Genomic DNA, 18,199 nt, shown 5'->3' with positions numbered 1-18,199 from the left:
CAACGCTATCCGCCACGCAATCACATCCGCTCTCGGCGCTCTGGTGGATCCCGCGCGCCATCATCTTCGGGCTGATGGCCTTCTTCATCTTCGGGCCGCTCGCCAATCTACTGCTCTGGACTGTCGCGGAGAAATGGTACTTCCCGCACAGCCTGCCGCTGCAATATGGCTTCAGCAGCTGGGCAAAGGTGTTCGCCCCGCGTGGCGGCGCGGTGGAGTCGCTCACCAATTCTCTGATCGTCGCGGTGCTGACCGTCGTCGTTTCGCTGTTGCTAGCGATCCCGGCAGGCTATGCGCTGGCGCGGCTGAAGCTGCCGTTTCGGGCGCTGATCCTGCTCGCCTTCCTCATTCCACAGGCCTTTCCAAATCTCACCGTCTACGTGAACGTCGCCCGGATTTTCTACGAGATCCGCCTCAACGGCACGATCCTCGGCGTCGTCCTCGTCCACGCCTCGCATGGTCTCGTCTATGCGGTCTGGATCGCGACGGCAGCCTTCTCGGCGATCGACGAGGAGCTGGAACAGGCGGCGCGTTCGGCCGGTGCCAGCGCCATGCGCGCCTTCATGGACATCACGCTGCCGCTCGCCGCACCCGGCCTGATGGCGAGCGCCATCTTCGTTTTCCTCGAGAGCCTCGACGAATTTACCGGCAGCTATTTTGTGGGCGCTCCTGACGTGAACATGCTGCCGCTTCTGCTGTATACTGCGGGTTCGGGCGGCAATTATCAGATCGCGTCGATCACCGCCCTCTTGCTGCTCATTCCATCCTTGGTTTTTATGCTTATCGTTGAGCGATTCCTGAAGGCAGACGTCCTATCGCGTGTGGGGCACTGAGAGATTGCCATGAATGACGGCCCAACCAACGACCTCAAGAACCAGCGCAAGGAGCGGATGCGCTTCGTCAGCGCCGAACAGGTGGCGCAGCTCGCCGGTGTCTCGCGCTCGGCGGTGTCGCGCACCTTTACGCCCGGCGCCAGCGTTGCCCCTGCCACCCGCGAACGGGTGCTGAAGGCGGCGGAAGAGCTCGGCTACCACGTCAACGACCTTGCACGTGGCGTGCTCGCCAATCAGAGCCGGCTGGTCGGCATCGTCGCGACGCGGCCGGAAGTGGGCTTCCGAGCCCATCTGGCAGCAGCGCTTTCCAAGGCGCTGATCCAGCGCGGCAGCATCCCGATCCTGATCAACACAGGCCAGACCGAAGAGGAAATGCTCGCCGCCCAGAAGATGCTGATCGGCCACCGCGCCGAGGCGACGATCATCCTTTCCGGCTCGCCGCCGGCGAATTTCTTCGAGCTTGCGCATCGCAACGGCCAGCCGCTCGTCGTCATCGGCCGCTCCGAGCCGGATGCCGACCATGTCCGTGCCGGCAATTCAGAGGCATCGCGCAAGGCGGCCAACGCCTTTTTCGAGAAGGGCCGCCGCAAGCTTGCCGTTGCCACCTCCTTCTCGGCGACATCGAGCATTGCCGAGCGCGAGACCGCCTTCAAGACCGCAGCCGAGGCGCTCGGCGCCAGCGTTGCGATCGGCCGCGGCAAGGACTCCGACTATGACAGCGGCATTGCTGCGGCAAAGCAGCTTTTCGCCAGCGCCGCCGATTATCCGGATGCCGTCTATTGCGCCAACGACCAGATCGCCTTCGGCCTGATGGACTATGTCCGCACCACGCTCGGCCTCAGTGTGCCCGATGATGTCGCCGTGATCGGTTTCGACGACGTGCCGGAGGCCGCCTGGCTGAGCTACAGGCTCACCACCTTCCGCCAGGACCCGATCGTCATGGCCCAGCGCGCCGTCGAGCTGGTGGAAAAGCGCCTCGCCAATCCCGATCTGCCCCCCGCCTACGAACGGGTCATCCCCGAGTTTGTCGTGCGCGACAGCTTCGTGCCCTGATCCAGAAAGATACCGATGCCCTGCGAATTCCCCGACGATCCGCGCTTCGTGCTGGCGCGCGAGGTGATCCTTGAAGCTGGCGCGAAGGCGCTTGCCTATTTTCGCGACCTCTCCTCTCTGGAAACCAGCCAGAAGCTGAATGGCCAGGACGTGGTCAGCGAGGCCGACAAATCGGTCGAGGCATTGATCCGCGAAAGGATCGCCGCCGCCTTCCCCGATGACGGCGTTCTCGGCGAAGAGGAAGGCCTCAGCGAAGGTCCTTCCGGCTATCTCTGGGTCGTCGATCCGATCGACGGCACCAGCTGCTTCCTTCACGGCATCGACCAGTGGTGCATCTCGATCGCCGTGATGCGCGGCACCGAGACTGTCCTCGGGCTGATCTGCCAGCCCTCGACCGGCGATCTCTTCGTCGCCAGGCAGGGTGCCGGGGCACAGCTCAACGGCCGCCCGATGGAAGTCAGCCAAACCGGCCGCATTTCGACCGGGTTGCTCGGCGTCGGCGCCAATTTCCGCATTCCGCTGCGCCAGGTCTCCTGCTTCGTGCAGCGGCTGCTCGAAGCCGGTGGCATGTTCATCCGCAACGGCTCCGGTGCCCTGATGCTGGCGCAGGTCGCCTGCGGGCGCCTTGCCGGCTACTATGAGCCGCATATCAACGCCTGGGATTGCGCCGCGGGCCTGCTGATGATCCGCGAAGCCGGCGGCTGGACCGCCGATTTCCCCGGCGAAGGCGGGACTCTCCTGACCGGCGGCCCGGTCATCGCCGCCGCGCCGCAGATGCGGGATGAATTGCTGGCGCTCGTCGAGCGCTCCCTCGAAGACGCGGAAGCCCGGTCATGAAGCTCATCCACATTTCCGATTTCCACCTCGTTCCGTCAGGCGGCACCCTGCTCGGCCTCGATCCGGCCGCGCGCATGGATGCCTGCCTCGCCGACGTCGAAGCCCATCATTCGGATGCCGATCTCGTCGTCGTGTCGGGCGATCTCTCCGAGACTGGCGGCGAGGATACCTACCGGATCCTCGAAGAACGCGTTTCCCGGTCGAAGCTCCCGATCCGCCTGATGCTCGGTAATCACGATATCCGCGAAAACTTCGCCACCGTCTTTCCCGGCCAGATGGCGAAGAACGGTTTCGCACAAGCGGCGATCGATCTGCCCGAGGGACGGGTGATCACCCTCGACACGCTGGATGACGGCAAGGTGACCGGCAGGCTCTGCGATAAGAGGCTCGCCTGGCTGAAGGAGAAGCTCGAGGAGGCGAAGGGACGCCCGGTCTATCTCTTCATGCACCACCCGGCAGACAAGGTGCATCTACCGGCCCTCGACGTCTTCGGCCTTCTCGATCCCGAGCCGCTCTTTGCACTGCTGAAGGCGCATGGCGATGTCAGGCATATCTTCGCCGGGCATCTGCACCGGCTCGTGACGGGGAACTGGCAGGGCATCCCCTTCACCATCCTGCGCAGCACCAATCACCAGACGGCATTGGACTTCGTTTCGCCGACCACCACCAACTGCTTCGAACCGCCGATGTACTCGATCATCCTCGCCGATCGCGGCAGCCTTATCGTCCACATTCACCAGTTCGCCCATTGAGAGCGGCTCCGCTTTCCGAAAACGTTTTCCTATGGCAAGAAGAAGCCTCACGTTTTCGATCGCGGAGGAAGATCGGCTGACATGAAGGGCATCCGGCAGCTTGCCAAACATCTCGATATCTCGATCGGGACCGTCTCGCGCGCGCTGAACGGCAAGCCCGATGTCAACGAGGAGACCCGCAAGCGGGTTCTCGCCGCCGCCGAGGAACTCGGCTACGTCGCCAACCAGTCCGGCCGCAGCCTGCGTCAGGGGACGACCAACGTCATCGGCCTGATGATCGAATCCAGCAAGGAGACGGTCGAAAACAGCGACAACTTCTTCCTCGGCTTGACCGGCGGCCTGCAGAGCGTGCTTGCCCGCCACAAGCTCGACCTCGTCATGCTGCCCTGCCCGAATGACGAAGACCCGCACGAATATCTGAAACGCATGGTGGCGCGGCGGGTCGTCGACGCGATGATCATCTCGGCGACGCAGCGGATCGACAAGCGCATCGACCTCCTGGTCAAGGCCAAGATTCCCTTCGTGACGCTGGGGCGCAGCTCCTCTGGCGAGAACTATCCTTGGATCGACCTGGACTTCGAGGGCGTGGCGGCATCCGCCGTCGACCGGCTGGTGGCCAAGGGCCATCGCACCATCGCCATCGCCGCCCCCTCCAACGATATCAACCTCGGCTATATCTTCGTCGATTCCTATCGCCAGGCGCTGGAGCGGCACGGGATCAAGTATGATCCGAAGCTGGTGATCCGGGTGAAATCCAGCGAACAGGGCGGCTATCAGGCGGGCCACGAATTGCTGCTGCTTGACGGCAAGCCGACGGCGATCATCCTGATCTACGAACTGATGGCGATCGGCCTCTACCGCCGCCTTGTCGAGGCCGGCGTCGTGCCCGGGCGCGACCTTGCCATCATCGGTTTCCGCGAGGAGCCGCGCGGCCGCTTCCTGCAGCCGTCGCTTACCTGCTTTCGCATGTCGCTGCGCGATCTCGGCATCGAACTTGCCGAGACCCTGCTGGCAACGATGCCCGCCTATGCCGAGACCTACCCGCGCGGCGCCCGCAACACGATCTGGCCGCTGGAGCTGGTGCCCGGCGAAAGCGACGCCTTCACGCTTACGTCCTGAGCGCGCCGTCCGTATGGGCGTGATCCTTGCGGGCGATCAGCTGCGTCACCACAAAGACCAGCAGGGCACCGGCCGCCAGGCAGACGGCCAGGAAGATCATCGGCGCGATCGTGCTGCCTGTCGCATCCTTGATCCAGGGCACGACATTCTGCGCCACGAAGCCACCGAGATTGCCGACCGAATTGATGGCAGCGAGACCCGCAGCCGCACCGGCACCCTTGAGGAAGCGCGAGGGCAGGCTCCAGAATACCGGCTGCGGCGCGAAAATGCCGGCTGCGGCAATGCAGAGGAAGGCGAACTGCAGCGTGTTATTGGGGATCAGCGCCGAGAGCAGCAGGCAGGCAGCCCCAATGAAGGCCGGGATGACGATGTAGGGCGTCTTCGACGCCGCCTTGTCGGCCATGGCGGGCACGGCATAGAGCGCGATCGCCACGAGGATCCAGGGGATGATGTTGAGGAAACCGTTGACGGTATTGGTGACGCCGAAGCCATGGACGATGGTCGGCAGCCAATAGCTGAGACCATAGGCCGCCAGCGGAAAGGCCACATAGCAAAGCGCCATCAACATCACGCGCGGGTCGATCAACGCCTTGAAGCCGTTCTCGGCATTTTCGCCCATTCCGGCATTTTCGGATTCCAGCCGGTTATGCAGCCAGCTGCGCTCGTCGGTGGAGAGGAACGAGGCCTTGTCGGGATTGTCAGGCAGATAGAAGAAGGTGACGATACCGGCGAGAACCGCCGGAACCCCGGTCGCCAGGAACACCCATTCCCAGCCCGCATAGCCATAGAGCCCATCGAGATCGAGCAGCATGCCGCCGAGCGGCGCGCCGACGGCATTGGCGAGCGCACTGAAGATCATGAAGAGGCCGACCATGCGACCGCGGTAATCGGCCGGGAACCAGAGCGTCAGCAGGTAGAGCACACCCGGAAAGAAGCCCGCCTCGCAGACGCCGAGCAGGAAGCGCAGGATGTAGAACATCGTCGCATTCTGCGTATAGGCGAGCGCGATCGTGACGATGCCCCAGGACACCAGGATGCGCGCGAACCAGATGCGCGCACCGAGGCGATTGAGAAACAGGTTGCTTGGAACCTCGAAGAGAAAATAGCCGATGAAGAACAGCGAGGCCCCAAGGCCATAGGCATATTCGCTCATCCCGAGGTCGCCAACCATCTGCAACTTGGCGAAGCTGACATTCTGCCTGTCGATGTAAGCGATGAGATAGAGGATGCCGAGAAAAGGCATCAGGCGCCAGGTGATCTTGGAAATCAGTTCCCGTTCGCTGACCATGCTATGTCTCCAAATGCTATGTCTCAGCAGATACTTATGGCCCGGCCGGGGATTATCAATCGGGCGTTGAACGAATGGAGACATGGCAAGCACGCCGGATAGGAATTCCGGCGGCTTCGAGCGCGATAGCGGCGCTGCGGTCAGCCCTTATGCAAGAAACTGGTCATCGACCGGTATCTGCATCGCCGTCACCAGATGATTGGTCTGGCCGGCCAGTCCGATCACGGCCATCAACTCGGCATGCTGGGCTTGCGTCATTCCCCGCGCTTTGGCGGCGGCGGTGTGAGAATGGACGCAGTAGGAACATCCGTTGGCGGTCGAGACGGCAATGTAGATCATTTCGCGCACCAATGGGTCCAGAGCACCTTCCACCGCCATAACGGCCTTGAGCCCTTCCCAGGTGCGTTGAAGCAGTGGCGGATCATTCGCCAGGCCACGCCAGAAATTGTTTATGAAGTCGGATTTCCTGGTCGCTCTGATGTCATCAAAAACTTCCTTGGCGGCGGGAATATCCGCGACCTCGGCATCCGTGAGAAGCTTGACGGTGGCCATCGTGATCGCCTTTCAGATCAGTGCACAGCGGCATACATTATTTTGGCTTCGGTGGATTCAGCCGGCGAGAACTCCTCGACGATACGCCCTTGGCGGCAGACCAGGATGCGGTCCGAGAGGTTCATTATCTCCGGAAGGTAGGACGAGATGACAACGACCGCCAAACCCCGGTCGGCAAGCTCGTTGATGATCTGATGGATTTCGGCAATCGCGCCGACATCCACGCCACGCGTGGGCTCGTCGAAAATCACGATGCGCGGCTCCTGGACCAGGCCCTTGCCGATCACCACCTTCTGCTGATTGCCGCCGGAGAGCTCGACAACCCGGGCGTTGTCATTGATTGCCCGGATATTGAGCTTGCTCGTCCACTCCGCCGCCAGGTCGTGCATTTCACGCATGCTGATGACCTTGCTCTTTTCGCGGCCGGCGGAAAGAAGCCCGCCGAAGACATTCTCGGCTATCGACATCGTCTCGAAAAAGCCTTCACTCTTGCGGTCTTCGGTCACATAGACGATCCCGTCTCTCACGGCCTCACGCGGAACGTAATATCGCACCGGCTTGTCATCCAGCTCGACCGAGCCGCCACGTTTGAAGTCGCGCTTGTAGATTCCCGAGATGACTTTGAACGTCTCCGTTCGGCCCGAACCAATCAGGCCGAAGACGCCGGTGATCTGGCCTTCGAAGACGGAGAAGGAATTGTTCCGGACGACGTTGCTCATCGAGAGGTCCTGGACGGACAGGACCTTCTTTCCCGCCTTCCTGATGGTCGACGCGTCGCGCTTTTTATAGAGTTCACCGGTGAGCGTTCTGCCCACCATAGCCGCGATGATCTTCTCCCGGTCGAATTCCGACGTATCGCCGGAAGCAACCAGCTCGCCGTCACGAAGGATCGTGATACGGTCGGCGATCATCAAGGCTTCCTCGAGCGCGTGGCTGATGAAGACGATCGACACGCCTCGCGCTTTCAGCCGTCTCACCAAGGCGAAGAAATGCCTTTTCTCCTCGGGCGTGAGTGTCGCGGTAGGTTCGTCGAAGATGATCACTTCGGCATTGTGGTGAACCGCGCGCGCGATCTCCACCATTTGCTTCTTGGCCGCACCGAGCGTCTCGACCATCGCCGTCGGATCGACAGGGAAGTTCAGCGACTGTAGAAACTGCTGGGCGGAGATATAGATCCCCCGGAGGCGATTGAGGAACGCTTCCGTCCCGAGATAGAGATTCTGCGCCACAGTCATGGACGGCACCAGGCTCGTTTCCTGGAACACCATTGCGATACCGGCATCCAACGCCGCGTTCGGCGAACCGTAACTCACCTCCTTGCCACGATGAATCATGACGCCGGCGGTACGCTCCACCACGCCGGCGATGATCTTGGTCAGCGTCGATTTCCCGGCACCGTTCTCGCCGAGCAAGGCGTGGATTTCACCGCGGCGAAGGTCGAAACTGACATTCCTGACCGCGGGAACGCCGCGATATTCCTTGGTGACGTTTTCAAGATGGACGATGATGTCTTCGGCTGTACTCATCTCATCCGATCTCCGTTGCATCCACGGAGACAAGCACGCCGCCGCCCTTTGACGCGACCAGCAGCCTCCCCTCGTGTTCGACAGCGCTTGTCGTCCCATGCCTTACGCCGTTTGCCCGGCTATGAAAGCTCCCGACGGGGCGAAGAGCGGCGTCGAGTTTGGCGACCAGGCCATACGACCGGCTGGGCGACCACGGCTTGTGGATCCCCATCGTCTTGATGCCACCGCACTGCAGCGGCTCGAGAAAACTCTCGCCGGACGCAAGCGATGGGGCGATCCAGAACTCCGGCGGAACGGCCGCGATCATGTCCTCGCGATACCTCTTCTCTTGCAGAACGAACTCGATCAGGCGATTGCGCGGAGCAAATATCGACAGCCACGCGCCGTCGCGCGCCGCAGAAAGCCGCGCCGGATAGCCCGGCAGATTGTCGATGACGGTTGCCGTGTCGCCATGCTTGGAGACGCGAAGGATCCTGTGGTTCCATGCTTCCGAGACCGCGACGCCGCCGGATACCGGCAGCAGGCCAAGCGGGAATGCCAGACCGGCCAGCAGTTTGCGCGCCTTGTTGTTGCCGGGCTCGATGGTCCAGATGCTTCCCGAACTGCCTTTCGCCATGAGATCCCGAACCCATTCGGTGGGCGCGATCCCTGCGGCTCCATTGGCAATCCAGAGCGAACCGTCGGGCGCAAAGGCGAGTGCCGTGATACAAGAAATCTCGCCCGGCAGCGGCAGCTGCTTGCCGTCGAGGATCAGCTTGCCGGATGCGAGGGCGACGGCGAGACCGGCCTCGGGGGACACGGCGGTGGCAGTGATCTCGGAGTCATACTCGTGAACCTGTTGCGGCTCTCGTCCATGGCCGACCGAGAAGAGTGAGCGCCCGGAAGAGACGATGATCTCTCCATTGTGGACGGCAACATTATCCGCTGAGGGCAAGGTGGCGACCACCTGAGCTTCGTCGAGAACCTGGTTCGGCCGGAAGGCGCCGTCCAGCGGCGGAATTGTCACCGCCTTGCCGCGAAACCAGTCGAGGATGGGATCGAACATCATGGCTCTCTCCCCCAATAGGACGACGGCCCGGTCCAGTCGGAGCTCGCCTGGGCAAGCTTGTAGCGGCCGACGCGATTATTGAGGATGCCGCCGACATAGAGGTAGCCCTTGTGCTCCCTCATGGACGTGACCATCGGGTGGGAGACGCCGGAAAGGTCCGCCATCGCATCCCGGATCTGACCGGTTTCATCGAATTTGACGATGCCGCCGGTGTTGATGTTCGGAAACAACCAGTCGTCCTGGGGGAGCCGTCGGGTCATTCGCTTGCGCATGCCGGGGTGACGAAGCGCAAGATCAAAGCTCGGCGTTCGCATCCCAAGCCAGGCCATCCAGTAGGTACCGTCGGATGCCCGGTTGATATTGTCGGGATAGCCGGGCATGTCTGCGATAACGCACTCCGCGGTCCCCGCTTTGGGGCCCTCGAGCCAATAGCGATGAACACGGCAGGCCCAACTTTCGGCAAAGAAGATCGATTTGCCGTCGTGGGCGACGCAAACGCCGTTGGTGTAGCGATACCCATCGAGCAGGGTCGTGGTCGTGCCGTTCTTCGGATCGTAGACAAGCAGGCGCCCCGTGGCGCGGTTCTCGATCGAGTCCAGTGCCCAGTCGTGCGCATCGTACCGCTTGGTCGAGTCGGTAAAGTAGATGCGACCATCCGGAGCAATGTCGCAGTCGTTGGGGTCTCTCAGACGGGCGTCGTCGACGACAGAAGTCCAGGACCGCGATGTCTCCGCGGTCAATTTGCGCACGGTCCGGTCCGGAGCGATAGAGTAGAGACCCATCGCGCCGACACAGCTGATGAGGTTGCGGTCCTTGTCGAAGGCGAGCCCGAGCGGGAAGCCGCCGACGTGAGCGAAGACTTCCGATCGTCCGTAGTCCGGCGCCAGGAAGCGGACGATCTCGCCATGGCGCGTTCCGCAATAGAGGTTGTCGTCGTCGTCGAGGATGACGTCTTCCGGCCCCTCCAGCTCGCCGAGGCCGATATATTGCGTCTGCGCCAGCCGATTATCCATTTCATAGGGCGTGCCTGATCCGGGAACCGCGGATTGAGCCTCGCCCATGCGCAGGTAGACAGGCGCGACATAGACCTCATTGAGGACCTTGTGACGGTTTTTCAGCCATCGGATATCGATCGTCACCGCAACGGCGAGCATCAGGCCCAGCACCATCTGGTTCGTGCCCGTACCGTATCCGAGGCGGATCAGGCCGTTCGTCATGACGAGCACGATAATCGCGCCCATCAGTCCCTTGATGACGGACCCTCGCCCGCCGCCAAGGCTATTGCCGCCGACGACCGCCGCCGTGAGCGCAAGGATTTCGAGGTTGAGCCCGGTGCCCGGCCCTGCGCCGCTCAGTCGGCAGGCAATCAGGAAGCCGGCCAGCGACGAACATAAACCGGAGAATACGTAGGTGAGGAACACCGTCCGCTTGACCTTGATACCGGCATTATGCGCCGAGCGGCGCGAGCCGCCGACAGCCAGGATATGCCATCCCGGCCTGGACCGGGTCAGCGCAATGTGGGTGATCGCGATGAAGATTATCGCCGTCAGCACCGATACGGAAATCCCGAGCACAGTCCCATCGCCGACGAAATCCCAAACGTCGGACATCGCCATCGACATTTGAATCTGGGCTGCGAAATTGACGACGAGGATATCGTAGACCGCTCGACCGATGATGAAGGTGACGAGTGTCGTGAGGAATGCACGCAGTCTGAGGAAGCCGACGAGATATCCGTTGATCGCACCGAAAGCGACGCCGGTTGCGAGCGACGCCAGCAAGGCGACCCAAACGGGCTGCTCGAAGATGAAGAACGCGGAGACCGCGGCGAAGCACGACAGCGCGAAGATCGAGCCCACCGAGAGATCGATGCCGCCCCCGAGCATCACCACCGTCAGGCCGGTGACGACAATCGAGAACTCGCCGAGCTGGCGGGTGGAATCCTGAAGCGAATTAATCTTGAAGAAGCCCGGAATCGCAGAGCCGAAACCTGCGACGACGATAACCAGCGCGATGAAAGGTATCGCATTGTCGGTCCATCGTTTGCTGAGAATTTCGCCGGCGAGATGATCCGGGATCAGGTTGTAGCGCCACGCCTGCAGGCGTTCTCTGAATGTCATGATGTGACCGGGATGTCAGGGAGAGATCATGCGAAGCCCCGGGCCGGGGCCTCGCCGCGTCATCGGAAGGAGTTTAGTTCGCAGCCGCCTTGAGGGCTTTGAGATCCCAGCAACTGTCGGGCTTCAGATCCGCCTTGGTTGTCGCCTTCTCGAGTGTGTAGATGTAGGCCTTTGAGGTTCCTGCCGGCTGACCGCTCTGCAACAGGAACTTGATGATCGCGTTGATATCGCGCGACTGATTGTGAAGCTCGGTCATGACCACGGCTCCATAGGTGCCGTTTTCGAGGTTGTCGCAATCGGCCGCCTTCTCGCCGCCACCGGTCGTGACGAGGAAGACCTTGTCCTGAAGCTTGGCATCGCGGATCGCGGCTGCAGCACCCGTCGCGTCGCCGTCCCAGAAATCGACGATGCCGCAAATGTCCGGATGCTGCTGCAGCATCGTCGTGGTCACGTTGCGCGAAGTCGTCGCGTCCCAATTCGAGTCCGGTTTTGCGACCACCTGGAAGTCGGGGTTCTTTTCCAGAACCTTCATGATGCCTGCGTACTGGTAGAGGCTGGAGGCATTCACCTGATCACCCTGCACCAGACCGATTTTCTTCGATGAATTCGGACCGCAACCCTTGATGACGGCCTCGGCCTCCAGCTGTCCGAGACGATCCCAATCGCTTCCGACGAAGGCATCAGCCGCGAAGTTGGCGGGGTTATCGATCAGCACGACATAGGTTCCGGCGGCCTGCGCCTTCTTCAGCAGCCTGGCATAGGAATTGAGATCGGGCGAATGCACGATGAGGACGTCCGGCCGGGTGTCGGAGGAGATGGCCTCGGTGATCGCCTGAGCTCCGGCTTCGACGCTCCAGTTGGGATCGCGTGTCTCGAACACGCCGCCGAAGGCTTCAACTTCCTTCTGGATGTAGTGCGACCATCCTTGTGCGAGATCGAAACCCATTGCCATCGGCACCAGCATGACGCGCTTGCCTTTGAGCGCCTGCGAATAGGCGGCTGGGCCTGGATCTTCCTGCGCAGGTGCTGCCGTGGCGAAAACGGATAGCGAGATGGTCGCGGCCGCAAAAAGTGCCTTCATGTACCTCATGGGTGTCCCCCGATGTGTTGACGGAAAAATCGAAATTTCCTCGAGACGTCAGATATCTCCCTGTTGGGCGGTTTGTTCGTCTCTCGGATTGAGGAGCCCGTCGATAAGGATGGCGACGAGCAGGATCGTGGACTTGATCAGATTCTGGTAGATCAGCGGGATGTCGATGATGGTCATCGCGTTCAACATGATGCCGATAAGGGCTGCCCCGAACAGCACGTTGCGGACGCTTCCCTTGCCTCCCGACAGTCCGATGCCGCCGATCACCGCGACCAGGACGATGTCGTAGAGCAGGGTCGAGTTGACGACGCGCGTATTGATCGAATGGAGGCTCGCGGCTGTCAGCAGCCCTGCGACAAAGGCGATGAGGGCCGAAAGCACATATCGGAAGACCAGCATTGGCCTGACCGGCATGCCGGCGTTACGCGCGGCAATCGGGTTGTCGCCGGCGTAGTAAACGTACCGTCCCCACTTGGTGTAGCGCAGAATAAGAAAGATAAGGAAAGCCAGCGCCGCAAAAATGAAAACCTCGATCGGCACATCGAAGAAGCGAAGGCCGCCGAAAAGCTGCAGCCAGTTCTCCGCCGGCACCGGAACCGCATCCTGGGCGATCAACTGCGAGCGCACGAAGCCGAAGACGAACGAGCCGCTGGCCAGCGTCACGAAAATTGCGGGAACATCCGCATAGGCGACCAGAAAACCGTTGATCAAGCCGATGCCGATCACGCCACCCAAGACGATGACGAAGGCCAGCCACCCGGAGGTTCCGTCGTTGAGCATCTGCAGATACCACGCCACCGACATCGCCATGACCGCAACGGCCGACAGATCGATCCCGCGGCCGATGATGACCACGGCCATGCCGAGCGCCAATATGCCGAGGACGGAGATCGAGCGGATGATCGAAACGACGTTCTCGGTCGTGAAGAAACCCGGGAGAGCGACGGAAGCGACAGCGAAGATCACCACGGCAATAACCGCCACGATAATCTCTTGGCTCAAAGCCCATTTCCGCGATGCGCGCTGCTTCATATGCAATCCCTCAGAACGCCATTAGCCTGCAGAAGCGAGGGAACTTCGTCAAAACGCGCTATCGCTAAATCAGCCGGAAGCTGAGAAGGATTTTCGGCGGCAACATCTGCCGTGCGAAATCTAATTCCCGGCGAAAGACCCGCAATCGACGCGGACCTACAGCTGGCAAGCGATTGAAGTACGATGCGTTCCCATGCAGTCTTTGCTGCGTTGCGAGAACGTTAGGCCGCGGCGGGCGGCTATGTCAATACGCTTTCATTGACTAAAGAAGGGATGAACTGTGAAAGGCATCCTACACCCTCTCCAGCTGTGGGATTGATGCAATTTATCTTTCACATATAAAGATATTGGTGTATTTCGCAGAATGAAATTCATAGGGGGAAGGTCACGTGACGGACGTCAGGACATTATTGCTCGATCAAAAACTGACCCTCACGCCGTCGGAAGAGAAGATCGTCCAGATCCTGCTTGCAGACTATCCGACCTCTGGACTGAGCACCGCAAGCAATCTGGCGAAAAAGGCGGGCGTCAGCGATGCGACCGTCGTTCGGCTCGCTGTCAAACTTGGGTTCGAAGGCTTTCCCGACCTCCAGAAACGGCTCCTGTCGGAAGTGGAGGCAAGACTTCACTCGCCTCTTTTGATGATGGAGACAAAGCGATCAAGCGACGCGGCCCAGGGAATTGCGGAAGCCTATCTGCATGCGGTCTCGGAAACGATAGACAAGACCGTCGGCGCAACGCCGGCGAACACCTATGACAAAGTCGCCAAGCTGATCATGGAATCCAAAGGCCGCGTCGGCCTCGTTGGCGGCCGCTTCAGCCGCCATATCGCTGGCATGCTGGCGGGGTACCTGTCGCAGCTCCGCCCCGGTGTCCACGACATCGGCACGCTCGCAGCGCCGTCGTTCGACATACTGGTCGATTACGGCAAGCGCGATGTGCTGATCGCCTTCGACTACAGACGCTACCAGAACGACGTCGTGGCCTTTGCCTCGCAGGCCGCCGATCGCGGCGCGACAGTCGTCCTGTTCACCGATCAGTGGCTCTCGCCGATTGCGGAGCACGCCGAGGTGACGATCATCTGTCCGCTGGACGTTCCATCCCCCTACGACACGCTCGCTCCGGCAGTCGCGCAGATCGAAGCGCTCGTGGCCCAGATCCTGTCGACGCTCGACGATTCCACACGCCGCCGCATCGAGAATCTCGAAGCTGTCCGGGCGCGCAATGGCGTGACTGTCGACGGCGATGAAAGCGAAACCAAGTCACAACCCGGCCCCAAGCGCACGAAAGGGACAACCAGCCATGCCTAGCAAACTCCTGAGCCGCGACGCACCCTATGTTGCCGGTGAAACGGCCCTGTTGCTGGTCGATATGCAGCGCATCTGGCTGGAGCCCGGGCTGGACCCCGATCACCCCGAGCGCGGTCCCGAGCACTATTTCTACCGCCAGACCGCCTCGGTCACGGTCCCCAACAACGAGCGGCTGCTCGCCGCAGCAAGAGCGAACGGGATCGAAGTCCTCCACACGATCATCCAAAGCCTGACTGAAGATGGCCGCGATCGCTCGCTGGACCACAAACTCACGCCGATCCACATTCCGCCGAGCAGCCCCGAAGGCTTTCCGCCGGAAAATCTCGGCCCGAAGAATGACGAGATCCTGATCCCGAAGACGTCCTCCGGCGTCTTCAACTCGACCAATATCGACTACGTCCTGAAGAACCTCGGCATCCGCTACCTGATCATCACCGGCATCATGACCGACCAATGCGTTGACATGGCGGTGCGGGATGCAGCCGACCGCGGATATTACGTCACCTGCGTTTCCGACGCATGCGCAGCCGCCTCGCAGGAGCGCCACGATACCGCGCTCAAGGCTTTCGGTGGCTATTGCTGGGTTGCGGACACCGATACCGTGGTCAAGCGCCTGTCAGTGAGGGCGGCGGCATGAGCACGGATGTCGACCTGACCGGGATCGTCACGACAGACATTGCCGCGGTTACGCGTGGGCGGTTTATCGCGAGCGACACGTTCGAGAAGACGATCGCCACCGGCGTCGGCTGGCTGCAGGCCAACCTTTCCCTGACGCCTTTCAACGTGATTGCGCATCCGAACCCGTGGGGTTCATCCGGTGACTTGCGGTTGCTGCCTGATCCGAATGCAAGATACCGGACCTCCAAGACTGGGTCCCAAACACCGTTCGATATGGTGCCGGGAAATCTCGTGGAGCTGGACGGCTCCCCGTGGTCATGCTGCACAAGAACTATGCTTGCAGATGCCCTCGCCGAGTTGAAAGCCAAGACCGGCCTTACGCTGGTGGCGGCATTCGAGCACGAGTTCAAACTGCTGGACGCGGGACTGCCCAAAGAACATGTGATGTCATTCGCGGGATTGCGCCGCGCCGACGGCTTCGCTTCGCAGGTGATGGCTGCTCTCGATGAAGCAGGGCTGAACCCGGAGGTTATCATCTCCGAGTATGGCGAGGATCAGTTCGAAGTAACGAACGCGCCGTGCGACGGGCTTGCGGCTGCGGACAGGGCAGCGGTCCTCAGGGAAATTGTACGCGAAATTGCGCGCACGCGCGGCTGGAAGGCGTCCTTCGCACCGAAGACATCGCCGTCGTCGGTGGGCAACGGTGTGCATATCCATTTCAGCCTCGTCGGGGCCGATGGTCAGCCGGCGACTTACGACCCGTCCGGTCCGGCTGGTCTCTCCCGGGCAGCGGGATCCTTCTGTGCAGGCGTGCTGCGCCATCTGCCGGCGATCACCGCACTGACTGCCTCCAGCGTATCATCATACTATCGCCTGAAGCCGCACAACTGGAGCTCGTCCTATACCTGGCTCGGCGACAAGGATCGCGAGGCTACCTTGCGGATCTGCCCTATGGTGACTTTTGGTGGAAAGGACCCTGCGAAGAGCTTCAACATCGAATATCGGGCGGCCGATGCGACCTCGAATCCGTACCTCGCACTCGCCGCAATCGTGCGCGCCGGCCTTGAGGGATTGATCGCCGGCCTTCCGTGCCCGCAGGTCCATTCAGGCGACCCGGAGGAACTCTCGGAAGAACAGCGCGTCGAGAAAGGTCTGCGCCGGCTGCCGGAGACGCTTGCCGGTGCATTGGACGCTCTCAAGTCCGATGCGGTGGTGACATCGTGGTTTTCCGAGGCCTTCCTGGAGACCTTCGTCGGAATGAAGGCGTTTGAAATGGCCTCGCTCGACGGGCTTGACGAGGAAGCGATCTGCGCAAGCTACCGGGCGGCCTATTGACGATGGGAACCGCAGACCAATCCGGCTGGCCCGATCCTGTTGAAATCCTGAATATCGACGGGACGTCGGAAGTCGTCCTGATCTGCGAGCATGCGTCGAACTTTATTCCGGAAGCTTTCAACGATCTCGGACTGCCATCCGAAGAGCTGGTTCGGCATATCGCCTGGGACATTGGCGCTGAAGGCGTGAGCCGCGCGCTCTCGCAGCTATTGGACGCGCCCTGCTTTCTCGGAAAATACTCCCGTCTTCTCATCGACCTGAACCGGCCGACCGACAGCCCTACGAGCATCCCGGAACTTTCGGAGGCGACTGCCATTCCCGGAAATATCGGCCTCGCTGTCGAAGCGCGCCAGGAAAGGATCGACAGGATATTTACGCCTTTCCAACAGGCTGTTTCCGCGCACTTGGACGCACGGCAGAAACAGGGGCTGCCGACGAAGATCGTCGCGATCCATTCGTTTACTCCGGTTTTCCTGGGTGAGGAACGCCCCTGGCACGCAGGCATCCTGTTCAACAAGTCATTCAGGTTCGGCCGGCAGATTATCGATCATCTGAGCCGGTCGACGGCGTTGAAGATCGGCGCAAATGTGCCCTACGTCATCGAACGAGCAAGCGATTACGCCATCCCGGTGCATGGTGAAGACCGGAGGCTCGACGCGGTATTGATCGAAATCAGGCATGACCTGATCGGATCCGCCGACGGGCAGGCCCGCTGGGCAAATTATCTGGCAGATTCTTTGAGGGCTTGACCACTCGACTTGACGCGACGCTATGCCGTAAGGCTACAGCCTTTGGCCCAGCGAATCCCATTCCTCTACGCCGATACCGCCATCGGCAGCGAGGCCCGTGCATACGAAATGGGAAAGCTCGTCATTGCGGATAACGGCCGCGGTCAACCGCCCGGTCCGGTAGGCCGCCGTGTCCAGCGCGATGCGATTTTGATATATTTCGGGTCGCAGAGAGCCGGTAACGGTATGACCGTGCACGACGATATGCTCGAACTGTTCGCCATGATCGAGAAATCCGGCCCGTATCCATCGCAAGTCGTACTCGGTCTGTTCGGCGAGCGGAACGCCGGGTCGCAGGCCGGCATGGACAAAGCAGAAGCGGCCGGCAACGTAATGCGTCACGGCATCGTTCAAGAGCTCGACATGATGCGGAAAGGCCTCGCGTATGTCCGCAGCGATCCCAGTGAAATTCGGCACCGGATGGCGGGAATAAGCGCTGACGGTCGCAACGCCACCCCAGTCCATCCAGTTCACCGCGTCTTCGTCAGCAAGCTCCTCGCGCAGAAGCGAGCGGAGGTAGTGATCATGATTTCCCAAGACGAGGCGCGAACCCGGATAGCGCTTGAGAGTGGAACCCACGAGATCGAGCACTTCAGGGCTATGCGGCCCCCGGTCGATCAGATCGCCGAGGAAAATGATGACAGGCTGTGCGCCTTCGCGAGCGGCGATATGGCCGAGGAGCGCCTTGAGAAGATCGGCACGTCCATGGATGTCGGCAATTGCATAGATGTCGGACAATGAAGGCTGGCTCCTGACTGCGATTTCTCGCGGCGCTCTGTAACCGATTGTGCTGGAAACGTATGTTTGCGCCGGAGGGACTTGATCCCGGTTACCTCGCGGACGGGCATCAGCGCAAGGGGTTCTTGAGTCGCGGAATTTTACGTAAGTAAAAGCTTAC

Annotated in this window: 17 protein-coding genes; 9 read left to right on the top strand and 8 right to left on the bottom strand. The window is 61.1% G+C overall.

Annotation, left to right across the window (positions count from 1 at the left end):
• Positions 1-74 precede the first annotated feature (74 nt).
• From ACQZ5H_RS10555 to ACQZ5H_RS10535, 5 genes are all read left to right on the top strand, one after another.
• Positions 75-833, top strand: a complete 759-nt coding sequence (locus ACQZ5H_RS10555) for an ABC transporter permease (protein WP_449097662.1) — start codon at positions 75-77, stop codon at positions 831-833.
• 9 nt (positions 834-842) lie between these two features.
• Complete coding sequence (locus tag ACQZ5H_RS10550; RefSeq protein WP_112712456.1) at positions 843-1,886, top strand: LacI family DNA-binding transcriptional regulator; 1,044 nt, start codon at positions 843-845, stop codon at positions 1,884-1,886.
• A gap of 15 nt (positions 1,887-1,901) precedes the next feature.
• Positions 1,902-2,723, top strand: coding sequence for an inositol monophosphatase family protein (locus ACQZ5H_RS10545; RefSeq protein ID WP_449097618.1), 822 nt, complete (start codon positions 1,902-1,904; stop codon positions 2,721-2,723).
• Entirely contained in the window at positions 2,720-3,475 is a 756-nt protein-coding gene (locus ACQZ5H_RS10540) for a phosphodiesterase (RefSeq protein ID WP_449097617.1), read from the top strand. The genes ACQZ5H_RS10545 and ACQZ5H_RS10540 overlap by 4 nt, the downstream gene beginning before the upstream one ends.
• 81 nt (positions 3,476-3,556) lie before the next feature.
• A complete protein-coding gene (locus ACQZ5H_RS10535) occupies positions 3,557-4,594 on the top strand; it encodes a LacI family DNA-binding transcriptional regulator (RefSeq protein ID WP_413711893.1) in 1,038 nt (345 codons plus the stop codon).
• Here the strand turns inward: ACQZ5H_RS10535 and ACQZ5H_RS10530 are convergent.
• The 7 genes from ACQZ5H_RS10530 to ACQZ5H_RS10500 all read right to left on the bottom strand — a co-directional run bounded on the left by ACQZ5H_RS10530 (position 4,584) and on the right by ACQZ5H_RS10500 (position 13,250).
• Positions 4,584-5,882: an MFS transporter gene (locus ACQZ5H_RS10530; RefSeq protein ID WP_449097616.1), complete on the bottom strand. Its 1,299-nt coding sequence runs from the start codon at positions 5,880-5,882 to the stop codon at positions 4,584-4,586. The genes ACQZ5H_RS10535 and ACQZ5H_RS10530 overlap by 11 nt on opposite strands.
• A 147-nt stretch (positions 5,883-6,029) precedes the next feature.
• Positions 6,030-6,434 (bottom strand): carboxymuconolactone decarboxylase family protein, encoded by a 405-nt coding sequence (locus tag ACQZ5H_RS10525; RefSeq protein WP_449097615.1) that lies wholly within the window; start codon positions 6,432-6,434, stop codon positions 6,030-6,032.
• 17 nt (positions 6,435-6,451) lie between these two features.
• On the bottom strand, positions 6,452-7,960 hold the full coding sequence (locus ACQZ5H_RS10520; RefSeq protein ID WP_203431128.1) for a sugar ABC transporter ATP-binding protein: 1,509 nt from the start codon (positions 7,958-7,960) through the stop codon (positions 6,452-6,454).
• A gap of 1 nt (position 7,961) precedes the next feature.
• Positions 7,962-9,008, bottom strand: coding sequence for a hypothetical protein (locus ACQZ5H_RS10515; RefSeq protein WP_449097614.1), 1,047 nt, complete (start codon positions 9,006-9,008; stop codon positions 7,962-7,964).
• Entirely contained in the window at positions 9,005-11,128 is a 2,124-nt protein-coding gene (locus ACQZ5H_RS10510) for an ABC transporter permease (protein ID WP_449097613.1), read from the bottom strand. The genes ACQZ5H_RS10515 and ACQZ5H_RS10510 overlap by 4 nt, the downstream gene beginning before the upstream one ends.
• A 73-nt stretch (positions 11,129-11,201) precedes the next feature.
• Positions 11,202-12,218 (bottom strand): sugar ABC transporter substrate-binding protein, encoded by a 1,017-nt coding sequence (locus tag ACQZ5H_RS10505; RefSeq protein ID WP_112712474.1) that lies wholly within the window; start codon positions 12,216-12,218, stop codon positions 11,202-11,204.
• 48 nt (positions 12,219-12,266) lie between these two features.
• On the bottom strand, positions 12,267-13,250 hold the full coding sequence (locus tag ACQZ5H_RS10500; protein ID WP_112712476.1) for an ABC transporter permease: 984 nt from the start codon (positions 13,248-13,250) through the stop codon (positions 12,267-12,269).
• 389 nt (positions 13,251-13,639) lie between these two features.
• Between ACQZ5H_RS10500 and ACQZ5H_RS10495 the strand changes: the two genes are divergently transcribed.
• Genes ACQZ5H_RS10495 through ACQZ5H_RS10480 form a run of 4 tightly spaced genes read left to right on the top strand, consistent with a single transcriptional unit; the run spans position 13,640 to position 17,262 of the window.
• Positions 13,640-14,560, top strand: coding sequence for a MurR/RpiR family transcriptional regulator (locus ACQZ5H_RS10495; protein WP_130280082.1), 921 nt, complete (start codon positions 13,640-13,642; stop codon positions 14,558-14,560).
• On the top strand, positions 14,553-15,197 hold the full coding sequence (locus tag ACQZ5H_RS10490; protein WP_112712480.1) for a cysteine hydrolase family protein: 645 nt from the start codon (positions 14,553-14,555) through the stop codon (positions 15,195-15,197). The genes ACQZ5H_RS10495 and ACQZ5H_RS10490 overlap by 8 nt, the downstream gene beginning before the upstream one ends.
• Positions 15,194-16,513 (top strand): glutamine synthetase family protein, encoded by a 1,320-nt coding sequence (locus ACQZ5H_RS10485; protein WP_449097612.1) that lies wholly within the window; start codon positions 15,194-15,196, stop codon positions 16,511-16,513. The genes ACQZ5H_RS10490 and ACQZ5H_RS10485 overlap by 4 nt, the downstream gene beginning before the upstream one ends.
• Positions 16,514-16,515: 2 nt before the next feature.
• Positions 16,516-17,262: an N-formylglutamate amidohydrolase gene (locus tag ACQZ5H_RS10480; protein WP_449097611.1), complete on the top strand. Its 747-nt coding sequence runs from the start codon at positions 16,516-16,518 to the stop codon at positions 17,260-17,262.
• Positions 17,263-17,295: 33 nt separating this feature from the next.
• Here the strand turns inward: ACQZ5H_RS10480 and ACQZ5H_RS10475 are convergent, their stop codons facing one another.
• Positions 17,296-18,039, bottom strand: a complete 744-nt coding sequence (locus ACQZ5H_RS10475; RefSeq protein ID WP_449097610.1) for a metallophosphoesterase — start codon at positions 18,037-18,039, stop codon at positions 17,296-17,298.
• Positions 18,040-18,199: the final 160 nt, after the last annotated feature.

It is taken from the genome of Rhizobium sp. 21-4511-3d, assembly GCF_053522545.1.
Note: the sequence above shows the minus strand (reverse complement) of the source record. Positions and strands in the feature narration are given on the sequence as shown.